The organism is Hufsiella arboris (genome assembly GCF_009834875.1).
GTDB classification, from domain to species: domain Bacteria; phylum Bacteroidota; class Bacteroidia; order Sphingobacteriales; family Sphingobacteriaceae; genus Hufsiella_A; species Hufsiella_A arboris.
Genome location: NZ_WVHT01000004.1, coordinates 144,067 through 157,727, shown reverse-complemented (window position 1 = coordinate 157,727; position 13,661 = coordinate 144,067). Strand labels below are relative to the sequence as shown.

Here is a 13,661-nt window from a genome sequence, read left to right as displayed (position 1 = left end):
TTTTAATTGATTAGTTAATTGGTCACTTTGACCAGACAAGCTGATAAAGCTTCGCCATATCGCTTACATAGGCGATTTTTTTTCTCAATTTGTAATTGTTAATTTTGTCGATAATTGTTAAGATCATCGCAAGATTTTCAATTAACCTTTACAAATATTACTAAATTTTCAAGGAAATGCTTGAGCTTAAGTGTGTTGGTATCTTTATGTATAATACTGAGAAGATGCTGTGAAATTTGGTGAAAACAAGTTTACTGAACTAACAAACGAGAATTTACATTGCTAGTTTGCGACCTAGCCTGAACAATATATACGCCCTTCTCAGGTGTTGTTTTCATTGTCAAATACACGTTTGCAGATCCAGATTCGTCAGTAATAAACGTCTGCGTTTGCAATACTCTACCTGATATATCTGATATAACTAACTGAACTTTATCACGACTTGCAAAATTGCTTGCGTTTACGTAAAAACTATTCCCCGATATTGGATTTGGGTAAAGGGTTATTTTTCTTAAAGACGGTGTCGGGGCCTTAACTTCTGTGACTTTAGTAAGTGCTGTTTCACCTTTAAGTGATGCAAGCATAACAGGCTGAGTTACATCGGTAATCTGGAATATTTCTATGCCGGAAATTGCTACTCTGTTGGCTGTCGGATTGAATTTAATGTTTAGCGTGCCATCTGAGATAGTTACATTAAAATCCTTGACTAATGCGACTCTATAGCCAATTTCGTTAAAAATGTCAAAATTAGGCAGCACAAGCTTGTCTTCGATGGTTGTATTAAAAACGCGGGAGCCAACAGTTGTCCAATAGTTCTCGACAAAGTGTAGACGAACAGCATAATTTCCATTGGCTAAAGGGATCGCATATCTCGTTTCTGCTAAATCCGCATTTGCAGAGAGATAAGTTTGGTATAAAATGTCATCGTCAGTTCCAGCAACGTCACTTGGTGTTACCTGGTTATCAAGTTTGATTGAACCTTGCCTGTAGCTGTTGTCTGCCTCATAAGTATTTCCTCCAATGGTTACAGCGGCGTTAGAACCGCTCTTGATACGCTTTAAAATGCTGACAGTTTTCGTGCTGCTGTTACTAATGCCGTATAACGGAATTCGTAAAGGTAACGCCGAACTATTATAGCTTACCAGTAAAGCTGCGTTTTTAATGCCAGCGGTGTTTGGTACAAATCTGACGGCGAGGGAAGTAGTTGCCTGTATAGCGAGGTTAGTAGTGCTGAGTGTTCCCACGGAGAACTCACCGGCATTAGGACCTACAATTTTTACTCCGGTTAGTTTAATAGACGGATCGCTACTGCCGTCCGGATAGCTGATGCCCATATTTTTTAATGTAACCGAAACCGTTGTTGTACTTCCTGTCGTCGCTGTATCAAAATTTACTGATGATCCTGTCGTACTAGCCAACGGTGAATAATTCACACTACCCGAATCAGGACGAATATTGTCAACATAATATACATTGTCCTGGTAATCGTAATTGGTAAAAGTTGTGCCCAAATAATCGCCACCAATAATATAGGCGTTGGGTACAATGTTACCATTGGCGTCAAGCACTTTCCAAAAACGTATACCGATCAGTCCATTGTAGTTTTTGGTCCTGTCAGACCATGCTGACCCTACTTTTAAGCCGAAAGTTCCGGTCGGAACAAATGAACCCTGCGCGGGGCTCGTACTTGAGCTCTGCAATCGGGGAATGACAGACTGTCCATCTAAAGGGTTATGAGTAAATACAGACTTTGTGGTAGTCGTTCCTTTCGAATAATAACTTATTGTTTCAATAGATGCACAGCATCCATGATAAGCAGCCATCTGGTATATAGTAACCGGTTTGGAGGCGTCTGCCCTGACAAAAAATGAGGCTGTAATTTCGTTGGAGTTCGGCACTATTGTACTTCCATCAATATTACCATCATCGTGTCCGTAGCCAGTATTGGTTTTAAATCCAAAGGCAGTTATAATTTGCTGAGCATACGGTTCGGCAACGCCTTCTCCTGCGGCCTGCCAGATTCCACGAAGTCCTATTTTTTTAAATGGAACCAAATCATCATTACTTGAAATGTAAAGGGTGTCAGTTAATATCCGAAGGCGAGTTGCAGCATTTTGTGCGATAAATTGTATGGTAACGTCTTTATAGGTGTTTGTGCTGATTGAGATTGGCAATGTTGCTAGCGTGTCAGTACCTATTGAAACGATTTTCCATGCGGTGGGATTTGACAGCGCAAGACTTGTTATCGTCAATTTTCCCGTTCCTTTATTGTTTATCCTTAACCTCACTTTGTCATGATTGGAATTGAAAGCTGTTGTATCGGGACTCGTCCGACGCCATGGAACTTGTATCCTGGAAAAAACAAGTTGGTCGTCTGCCGGAAAATTGTCCATGTTTTTTAACACCATATACGCCCCCGATGCGGCTTGAACGATACTAAAATTGTAAGCAGACGTGATAGTTTGGTTGCCGTTACCATCCACCGCTTTAATTGACATCGTATAATTGCCGGCTGTCGCCAAAGTGAATGGAACCGTATAATTTACGTACGTACCATTATTTATAGAATATTGCAGGGATGCAATGCCAGATCCTCCGGCATCACGGGATGTAACAATAATTTGTACTTCGTTGCTGTAAACGTTAGGAGAACTAGCAGTTCCTACAAATCTTGCACTTGCAGTCGGAGGAGTATTATCTGCAATTGTCGTTGCCTCTCCGATAGAAACATAATTCATCTTGGTGTTAACACCGCCTTTTGAATCAACTGTTAACTTGCCGTCATTAACCTGAACAGTTGCGGTCGCTTCGAGGAATTTATTTGAAGATGTTGGGATAAAATCTGTAATTACCGGCAGCCCTTCAATATTAATTTGATGGTCGCTGTCATAATAGCCGTTATCACCAGCGCTAACCTTTACCCGATAAGTTCCGTTTGGGACACTATATTCCCATGTGCCAGGTACTTGTCCGCTAGTATTGGCCTGCATTTGCACGACGGTCAATTGCTTAATGTCTCCGGTTCCGCTGCGTAGTCGCATGTTTGCTTCCAGGCTCACAGGCTGGCCTGTTGTCGGGCTTATCCAGCCATATTTGCGGGTCGCGTCAAAAGGTAGCCCAGTGTCTGCTTTATATCCTGCCGGAGGAGTGACACTAGCTGGTTGAAAATTAATGTTTACTGTTTGAAACGAAGATGGAATACTTTCTGACGTAACGCTGAAATTATCGAAAGTATAAGTTACAGCAGATGTTGCATTACGGTATGTTGCGAAAATCGCCGCATATACATTGCCGGATGTAACATTCATTGCCGAGATATTTACACTTGAAGTAGAATAACCGCTGGCACCTGTACTTATATATGTTGATCCCCCATTGGTAGAATAGAAGCCTTCGGCTGTTTGAGCTACCGAATCAATAACAAGACGAAGTCTAACAGTTTGCGTATTAAGACCGCTTATTGCTGCGGTAACCCGCTGATCGGGGTTTGCATTGGCAACCGTACTTGACGCGTCATTTAATTCTTTTCGTAATTCAACTTTATTCCCGGTAACGCCAAGTTTAATGTATGTTTTATCGCTTAATCCATACCATATTCCTGCCTGCTGAGATTGTGTTCCATTGTATGGATTTATGATATCGACCTCTATTTGCACTTTTCCTGCTGCGGAAATCTGAACCCCAAGTGAATTTAACTGATTGTTATTGGCTTGATAGTCGATTCCTTTTGCAGCCAGTAACTGTAGCCTGCCGCCTGTAAGTGTGATGCGGGATGGCTCATATCCGGGAACTGCAGGATTTGATGACGATCCATCGACGGCTAGCCGGGTACCTGAATAGGTATTCACAGTCGTAAAGCCGGTGCCAAGTCCGTTTTTGTCAAGTATCGTTCCCGTCGTCGCCGAATCAAAAGTCAGGACGTATGGCGAATTTACTTTTATCACGCTACAGGAAAGTGTGCTTACCGGCGCGCAGGTGTCTGGTGGCGCGACACGTCCAGTATTGGTGAAATACAGATTCTTATCGGTGCGAAGCCGAGCTGCACTGTATAAATTCCCGTGAAGAAGAGCCACAACAATTAAAGCCGTGGTGGATTTATAGACTGCAGTCAAAGAAAATACTTTCAGGTAATTTAATTTTATCATAGCGTGAAAATTAAAATGCGTTAACGATGTATAATTGGTATACAAAAACAGATGGCGTGTTCGGAAAGAATGCAACGACAAAAACATGCAAATAAATTGCATGCAATTGTTTTAGCTCTTGAAGTTATTACTTAAAACTGGTTTCCTTAGTGATTTGTTTTAGCAATTGCCTTGTTTACAGGGTTTTGCTTAGCTTTTAATAATGTTATTTGGGAGATAAGATTAGCGTTGTCATTCCAATTGAACTCACTTACATACAGGTTTCCGTTGGTGACATCTTCGGTAATATCCAATGGATTAGCAAAACCCGCCATTCCAATTAATCCATAATTACTTGCACCAGATGTTGCACTGACAATATCATAAATATGGTCATTGTTGTTATTTGCTAATTTTAGCTTTTTCATTGAACCAGGCTCCATTACCATAATATCACCTCCGCCGCTGAACCTGCACACCAGCAACTTACCTTTTAGATCGCCATCAAATGTATTGCTCTTGTATTCGATTACGCCATTAGGCGACTTGTTGAAGCCAAAATCAAAGGCGGCTCCTCGATAGTTAACATCTGGTTTTACCCGAGGGTCATAAACCGGGTTGTCAGCATAACCTCTGTTTATTACATATTCTCCGCGAAGTGGATTAGGGTGGCCAAAATAACCGACCGGGCGATTAGGATTTACACGAAATAGCCAGTCATGCTGCACCGGAACATCGCTCGTTGCTTCGATATCTGGTCCATCATAGAACTTGCCATTAGGTCGTCGGGTTCCTTTAACCGATTCGGGTGAATTACCGCCGCCGCCAGAACCGTTTGCCGGAATATATAATTGCCCGTTACTATGCCATATAAGGTCGTAGCCATTTCTTATTCCTGACGCATATATTGTTAGCGGCGAATTAACGCTATAGGGATTATAAGTGCCGTCTTTAAGTGTTATTGATTCCTTTGGAGCTTTGTTGATTAAATTCTGATTAGCAGTAGTTCTCACGTCTAGTGGCAGTTTTACCTGAGCAAGCTTTTTTAGGTCAAGCCTTAAGATTGATCCCGCCAAAAGTGTTTCATCCCGCTGCCAGCCCTTGTCATATCTGCCCGCTGAGCTATTACTTCCAACAGAAACATACAAAGCACTGTCTGGTCCGAATGCCATACTATTTACCATGTGATCACGTGTTGATCTTGGTAAATTCATAATGAGTTTTTGTTCGTTTTGGAGATTGGTTCCGCTAAGCCTGGAAATACGGCCATCAAAAGCGGGCGCTTCGTTCAATCCCGAAGAAGAGTAAGACACATAAGCAATTAGATTTTTGGCTGTCGAACGGACATCAAAAGTTAATCCTATTGCGGTTAGCTCGCCATATTTTTTTACCAGCGTATTAATTGAAGCCATATTGTTTAACATACCATCGGTATGATCTACGTCGAAACGTTCAATTGTTCCATCAATCTTTAATGCGTAGAATTTACCATCCGGGCCAAATGTGAGCGACGTGTATTTTTTATTTTGCGTTCCTGGAATGGATATTTTGGTAAACTCGGCAGTTAAAAGATTAGTGGAATCAACTGGGGTAGCCTCAGTAGAAAACGAAGTTTCAAATGGCACGAATGAAGCGCCGCTATATGATTTGACTCCATCGGTAATCACAAATTTATAACTGCTGTTGGGGTCCAGGGGACGGGAAGGAGAAAAACTGATGGCATCTCCACCACCAGTTCCTTGTACAACCCCCTGAACGTTGATTAATCCGTTGTGATGTATCTTATATAATTTGACTGTATTGTTATTAATCGTTGAGTTATCCGTTCCTCCCTTGTATCCTTTTACTTCAGGTACAGATAAATCATTAGCCGCAATCGTAACTGATTTTAACATACGGGCACCATTTACTGGTACAGAGGCAATCACGTAAGGCCGGTTGTGATCAACAACCCTTAGCTGAATATCCATAGATGTACTTGAATAACCATCTGCGGAAACTTTGATTTTTGCATAATAGATTCCAGGCGAAAGCACGCTTGCTTTTGAATAATCAAAGATTATGATCGAATCATTAGCGGTATTTTCAGCAGAAAAATTTAACCAGTTAGTAGTTTGTCCACTATAGGTTGCCGACAGGTGGTACTGCAAATCGGAGTTCAGATTGTTATGCAATCCAACAACAAATTTCTTTTGCTCTTTCGTGCCATTTTCGATTAACAGGTTTTGCGTACCTGGTTTAAGATAAACAAACGGAGCGACGGAAATTGGAGTAATATCGGCATAACAAAGTTTAGTGTTTGTTCCCCCATCGGCGTCTATTGTTAGATATCCGTCACTTACAGAAACCGTTACAGTTGTTTCTTTAAATCTGCCGGGACTCCTTAATTTTCCGATCGGAACAAAGTTTGAAATCGCTTTTACACCTTCAATGTTGATACAGTCGTTTTCCGCCGCTTTTCCTACCATCCCGTCACCTACAGCCACCGAAACTTTATAAACGCCATTAAGCACTTTCAATTCCCAATAACCTTCCGTTTTTTTGCCGTCAAAAGCGCCATATCTTAAAGTATTGATGTTATCGGCCTGCATATGAATAAAAGTTGACAGCAAAACATCTTCAGGCTCAATTCGAGCTCTTCCATTGCCACTTAAATCGAGAGGTGCGTTATTGCTTCTTTTTCGCCAGCCATATTCTAATTGAGAACCTTCATAAATTCCTGCGCGTTTTCCAAAAGGTTCACCGGAATCCTTTAGCCAGCCAGGAGGAGGAACCGTGTTCTCATCCTGAAAGTTTATTTTTATTGGTTCAATTACAGGAACTTCAACTAGATTAAAAATGTCCGGATTATCCAGCTCTTTTTTACTGGCGGATGCGTTAATAAAGGAACTATACGTCTTAAGAAATAATAAAACAAATACAGCCAATAAAAAAGCTAAAAAAACAAAGCGCTTGTGTATGAATATTGGGGCACTCATTATTCAAGGTAATTTAAATAAGATCTGTACTAGTTACAGATATAGATTATTTGGTCATGATAAGCTTAGCAAATCTTGAACCTGTTGAAAATAATGCTCTTACAATGTAAAAATTGCTTTTATGCATATTCTCGACTGAAATTTGTGTATGAAATTCCCCATTGAGGTCAGTAACAGCCTTGATCGATTTCAATACGTAGCCCATCATATCATACAGATAGATTGTTACAGGTTCCTGCTTGTTAAAGTTCCTTAATCTCACGTTAACAGGGCTCCCGTAATTGGGATTTGGGTAAATTGTTAAACTGCGCTCCTCCATCTTGAAATTATTGGCATTAGTAATCGCTTTATTAATAGTTTGAATTGAATCTAAGTCTGGTATCTTATCTATCTGGACCTCTTTAACAGTATCGTCAACGCTGGTAACTTTTAGTTTAGCCGACAAAGCTTTTAGAGCAGACGGCGGTAACGATACTTTAAATGTAAGAGAGCTGTTTTTTGAAAGTAAAAGTGGTTCTGAATTCGACGGTAGTGGAATGTTCAGAATTTTAAATTGAGAGGCATCATCACCGGATAATTTGATATCCTTTACTCTAAGCGCTTTGTCACCTTTATTACTTAGTGTGACGATATATTTTTGATTTGTGTACGTATTTTCCGAAAGCTCCGGAGCAGCACTTAAGGCGAATAAAGTTGGAGGAGGAGTTGGCTGTGACTGGACCTTTAATAAAGTGATTTGGGCGGTTAGATTGGAGTTGTCATTCCAGTTAAATTCACTTACATAGAGATTTCCGGTTACAACGTCTTCGACGAGATCAAGCGGATTTGCAAAGCTGGACATGCCAACCAAGCCACTGTTCGAAGATCCTGTTGTAACTTTTACAATGTCATAAATATGGTCGTCATTGCCGGAATAAGTTGTTTTTACCAATGAACCTGGCTCCATTACGACGATATCGCTTCCGCCGCTGAAACGGCAAACTAACAGCTTGTTTTTCAAGGCATTGTTAAACGCTCCGCTTTTATATTCTATAGCTCCGTCCGGAGAATGGTTCAAACCAAAATCATATGACGGTCGGTAATTTACATCAGCTGAAATTGCCGGAGAGTAAAGCGGATTATCGATGTAACCACGATTTATCACATATTCACCCCTTAGCGGATTCGGATGGCCAAAATAACCGATCGGCATAGCTGGATTCACCCTGAAAAGCCAGTCGTCCTGAACTTTTACTCCCGTTGTTGCAGGAATAGCTGGCCCATTATAAAAAGAACCATCTGGTCTTCTTGTGCCAGTTATGGAACCTGGTGAATTACCACCTCCTCCGGATCCGTTGGTAGGTAAATACAACTGACCATTGGAATGCCAAACAAGGTCGAAAGCATTACGTACACCCGAAGCGAAAATGGTCAACGGCGAGCCGTTTGCGTATGGATTATAGGTTCCATCGCTCATTACCGTTGTTGAATCAGGAGCTGCGTTTATTAGATTTTGATTTGAGGTTGTTTGAACATTTAACGGTAAAGTAAATGTGCTTAGTTTTTGAATATTTAAACGCAGTACACAGCCCGACAGGAGAGATTCATTACGTTGCCAGTCGTTGTCGAATGATCCGGCCGAGCTATTACTACCCTGGCAGATGTACAAAGCGCTGTCTGGTCCGAATGCTAAGCCGTTTACCATGTGATCTCTGGTAGATCTGGGCAGTTTTGTTATCATCAATTGCTCATTTGATAAATCAGGCCCATCTAACTTCGAAATATTTCCATCAAAAGCGGGTGCGGTTGTTAACCCGGCCGAACAATGTGAAACCCAGGCGATTGGAGCTAAGGCTGTTGATGCCGGGTCGAAAGTTAAGCCGATCGCAGATCGCTCGCCATATTTGTCGATTAAAGTATTTATGGTTGTTTTATTTGATAATGATCCATCGCTATGATTGATTGTGTATCTTTCAATAGCTCCGTCCAGGCGCAAAGCATAGAACATGCTGTCCGGCCCGATAGCTAATGAAGTATATTTGATATTTTGTGTGCCAGGAATGGGTATTTTGGTGAACTGCGCATATAAAAAGGCACTTGAGTCAATTTTCGCTACATCTGTTATAAAAGTTGCCTCGTAGGGCGAAAATTCTAGACCTGAATAGGATTTCACACCCGATGTTACCACAAATTTGTATTTTGTACTTGGCAGCAAGCTTGTTGAGGGAGAAAAGCTAACAGCGTCGCCACCTCCGGTACCCTGCACTGTTCCTGTCACTGGTGTAGCCGTTGTATCAACTAATTTGAAAAGTTTTACTGTTGTATTGGTAATCGTACTGTTATCCACCCCGCCTTGAAAACCAGCTACCACAGGCACGTGAAGATTATTTGCTGCAATGCTAACAGTGTTTACATCCACTTTCATTGCGCCATTTGGGGGAGAAGAAGAAATTACATAGGGTTTTAAGCTATCGATAACACTCAACTGAATTGTTGCCTCTGCACTTGTATATTGACTGGATGTCGCTTTTAACGTTGCGTAGTATGTTCCGACGGCTAAGTTTTTTGCTGTTGAATAATTGAAAGTGATCGTTGGCTGAACACCGGTTTGTGAAGCACTAAAGCTTAGCCAACCGGTAGCGCCAGCACCATATGTAGCGGCTATAGAATATGTTTTTGTAGCATTGGTAGAGTTGCCCAAAGTCAGTGTAAAAGATTTGCTTTCGGTAGTACCCTTTTTTATTAAAATATTTTGATTGGCAGATGACCAATAAAGATATGGAGCTAGTGATACAGGCTGGATTTCTGCGTAGTTAATTTTTGTGTTTTTCCCACCGTCAGCGTTGATTGTCAACAATTCATCTGTGACGTTTATTCGTATCGTTGCAGACTTAAAGCGACTTATTGTGCCTTGTTTTCCGCTTGGAACAAAGGCCGAAATAACGTTTTGTCCTTCCACATTAATGGTATGACTTTCTGGTGCCGTATTAACTGTGCCGTCGCCGACCGAAACGCTTACATCATACGTACCGTTCATTACTTTGGCTTCCCAATAACTTTCTATTTTGCTGCCGGTGAAAGATCCTGCAATATTATTGGCCTGCATATGTATAAGAGTGGCTAATAGAAGATCTTCTGGTGTGTTACGATTTCTGCCATTTCCGGTAATATTTATCAAGCTTCCATCTGATCTTTTTTTCCAACCATATTGCTGATTCGAACCCTGATATAGTCCATTTCTAGAGCCAAACGATTGTCCATAATCTCTATAGTAGCCAAACGGCGGAACGGTTTGAGCATCCTGAAAATTTACTTTAAAATTCGTACCCTCTTTTTTTTCTATAACATTTAAGTTAATTAGTAACGTTGCCGGTGGATAGCCATTCGCGGTGCATGTTATCAAAGCCTGATAGGTGCCGACGGCTATGTCTGAATTAACATTAAGAGAATTAAATCTAAGGCTGTCAGCGGCGATTTGTGGTAACTCAAGCCAGCTGGCTTCCGATTTAGTAAGTACATACGTTGATGTTGAGGGACTGCTTGTTAGCTTGACTGCCTGCGGTATAACGGTAGTTCCTTTTAATACTGTAAAATTTAAAACATTACGTGAAAAAGATAACGACTTTTGAAGTGTATTGACAATACTGAAGTTGTCGAAAGTGTAACTGACAGCAGACGTTCCACTACGATAAGAAGAATAAATTCCGGCATAAACTAAACCTGAAGTTAGTCCCATGGATGCTATGTTTATTTTGGAAGAGCTATAACCGCTGGCGCCACTACTTTTATAAGATACTCCACCATCTGTAGAGTAAAAACCCTCCGCGGTTTGAGCTACAGAATCTATAACCATTCGCAGCCTGACAGTCTTGGTATTTAAGCCGGTGATGGCTTGTGTCACCCGTTGATCAGGGTTGTTTGTAGCGACAACGCTCGAAACGTCATTGAACTCTTTACGTAATTCTACTTTATTGCCGTATATATCAAGTTTTATAAATGTCTTATCGCTTAATCCGTACCACAATCCAGCTTGCTGAGATTGAGTACCATTGTAAGGATTAATTATATCTACTTCCAGCTGTAATTTGCCTGCGGCGTTTATTTGAACGCCAAGTGTATTGATTTGATTATTGTTTTGCAGATAGTCAATGCCTTTCGCTGCCAAAATTTGCAGACGTCCTCCCGCTATTGTTATTCTTGATGGTTCATAGCCGGGTAATGAAGGAATCGAAGGTGATCCGTCGACAGGCATACGGCTCGCGGACGAACTATTTATAGTTGTAAACCCGGTTCCGACTCCGTTCTTGTCATTTACTGAGTTTGTTACAGATGTATTATAACTCAAACTAAACGGAATGCTTTTTTTAATTAAGGCACAAGGTAGTGGGCTTATTGGAATACATGAGTCACTCCTGGTATAATTACTACAGCTGCTTTCTGTATAAGCGTTGGCATTGCAACAAAAACAACAGATAAAAAATAGTTGAAATAAGAAGCACTTAATCATCATCACAAGTACTAAAAAAGTGGATAACCGAGCTTGAAGTGTAAAACTAGCGCTATCTCACTTACATAGTGAGAGACTCGACGGAAAGGACAGAGAGCTAATCGTTATTAACACAATATTACTATTTATCAATCAAATAAGCAGTTAATTAAAAAACTTGTGAAGTTAAATGTGTAAACCTGAGAATTTAGTAAAAAAACCACTTATTTGTTGTCTTTTATTAAATATAATCAGGATCACGATGCGATTGTAATAAGCGTTCTCGATATAAAAATAAAAGCTGTAATTTCTTTTTCGCGGTTTTTCACATATTACTATACAACCCTTCTCAGGTAGCAAATTCATTTACGCTTTTGATTTATTTTTAGAATGACGAATTAAATTTTGATATAACATCGCTTTGCTATCAGATTAATTAAATTCTACATAAACATTTATCATGAAAGAAACTTTGAATAAAAATTGGATGGTCCTTTATACACGAGCGCGGTGGGAAAAAAAGGTTGACAAGCTTCTTAAGGATCAGAATATAAATTCTTTTTGCCCATTGGTTAAATCAAACAGGCAATGGGTAGATAGGAATAAGGTGGTAGAGATACCTTTATTTAACTCATATCTTTTTGTAAAGCTAAATCCTTTCGAACACTCGAAAGTAATGCAGACCTCTGGTGTGGTTAACTTTATATCTCATTGCGGCAAACCCGCTACAATTAATGATACAGAAATAGAACGTATACGAAGCATTGTTAAAGAATACTCCGACGTTGAAACTGTATCGTTAAGCAGTATTAATGTCGGAGACAGTGTCAAGGTTGCCAACGGACCTTTTTTAGATTATAAGGGTGAGGTTTACCAGGTCCAGGGCAAGTCTGTTGTTATGGTAATAGAAAATATCAATTGCGCTTTAACGGTAAAAATTAACCCTCGTAAACTTTATCCAGCCGAACAACAACGCGTTTTTTAACAGCTATATTCAATTAGCCTTTATTACGAAGGTTAATCAGAGAATGGCAACCGTAAATCATAGCTAATTAGTGTCAATACTAATTGCTGTTAACTTAAATTTCAATGTTATGGACAAACACTATGGCCAAATAGTTGAGTTAGTTATACGGAAAAAAGGTTATTGTATTAGTGAACTTGCTCGTTTAACATACATAAACCGGAGGTCTGTATATAATTGGTTTAATCAAAAATATCTTAAGCCGGAAATTATTTACCGCATTGGCTGCATAATCCATCATGATTTTTCCGCGGAATTTCCTGAGCTTTTTACAAAAGAAGACTTTACTGTTACTCCTAAGCCGAATGCGCCGAGTAATAATAATGATCAATCTGTCTATGAATCTTCAAATCAAATTACATGGAAAGACAAATACATAGCACTTTTAGAGAAATATAACTCTTTGCTTTCTGCCAGAATTGGTCAAGACTTGTAAATCAAACATCAAAAAAGAATGCCGATTAATAATTTAATCGGCATTCTTTTTATCTTCCAATAATATGTAAAAGCAGTTTCTCAGTACACTGATAAATTTTAGTTAACTCCCCCGTTGCTTATTAGGGTACAAGGATAGTTGAATTCCAGGTCTCGTCTTTCTTTTTCCTTGTAGTATTGTTAAAAATTTGTTTCGTTTCCCTATTGAAAACGTTCAGCGTCATTGTTTGAGTTGTATCTGAAGGTGTTATACTAATGTTCAGATTGTAATTTAAATGGTATCTAAAATAGTAGGTAGCCTTAGTCGCTTCAACATCATAATTATTTGTTTTGTCGCCTTCTCCATATTCTACATGACATTTTTTCTCACATTCCACCGTTAATTTTCCGTAGCCGTAATAGATGTCTTCATCCTCCTTTTTTCCTTTTTTACATCCAAGTGTTGCAATCATCGAAATCAATAAAATGACTGATGAAACCTTTATAAAGGCTTTTTTTGACGTTGATTTTCTTTTTAATCTTAGTTCTTCCATAATCTGATTGGCTTTGTGTGTTTTCATTAATAGATAACTTAAAAATACCAATCATCAGGTTTCTCAAAGCATTTTTCCTGAGCTTGTATATCAGTTTGGGAA

Annotated in this window: 6 protein-coding genes; 2 read left to right on the top strand and 4 right to left on the bottom strand. The window is 39.8% G+C overall.

Going from position 1 to position 13,661, the window contains the following annotated elements; translation table 11 throughout:
- Positions 1-251: 251 nt before the first annotated feature.
- The 3 genes from GS399_RS10005 to GS399_RS09995 all read right to left on the bottom strand — a co-directional run bounded on the left by GS399_RS10005 (position 252) and on the right by GS399_RS09995 (position 11,426).
- Positions 252-4,145 (bottom strand): malectin domain-containing carbohydrate-binding protein, encoded by a 3,894-nt coding sequence (locus tag GS399_RS10005; RefSeq protein WP_160844483.1) that lies wholly within the window; start codon positions 4,143-4,145, stop codon positions 252-254.
- A gap of 146 nt (positions 4,146-4,291) precedes the next feature.
- On the bottom strand, positions 4,292-7,102 hold the full coding sequence (locus GS399_RS10000) for a PQQ-dependent sugar dehydrogenase (RefSeq protein WP_160844482.1): 2,811 nt from the start codon (positions 7,100-7,102) through the stop codon (positions 4,292-4,294).
- Positions 7,103-7,148: 46 nt separating this feature from the next.
- Positions 7,149-11,426 (bottom strand): Ig-like domain-containing protein, encoded by a 4,278-nt coding sequence (locus GS399_RS09995; RefSeq protein ID WP_160844481.1) that lies wholly within the window; start codon positions 11,424-11,426, stop codon positions 7,149-7,151.
- A 601-nt stretch (positions 11,427-12,027) separates the two neighbouring features.
- On the opposite strand from GS399_RS09995, the gene GS399_RS09990 reads away from it, so the two are divergent.
- Together GS399_RS09990 and GS399_RS09985 are read left to right on the top strand one after the other, a co-directional pair.
- On the top strand, positions 12,028-12,552 hold the full coding sequence (locus tag GS399_RS09990; RefSeq protein WP_160844480.1) for a UpxY family transcription antiterminator: 525 nt from the start codon (positions 12,028-12,030) through the stop codon (positions 12,550-12,552).
- Positions 12,553-12,661: 109 nt separating this feature from the next.
- Positions 12,662-13,027: a hypothetical protein gene (locus GS399_RS09985; protein ID WP_160844479.1), complete on the top strand. Its 366-nt coding sequence runs from the start codon at positions 12,662-12,664 to the stop codon at positions 13,025-13,027.
- Positions 13,028-13,148: 121 nt separating this feature from the next.
- Here GS399_RS09985 and GS399_RS09980 read toward each other — a convergent pair whose 3' ends face one another.
- Entirely contained in the window at positions 13,149-13,586 is a 438-nt protein-coding gene (locus tag GS399_RS09980; protein ID WP_160844478.1) for a hypothetical protein, read from the bottom strand.
- Positions 13,587-13,661: the final 75 nt, after the last annotated feature.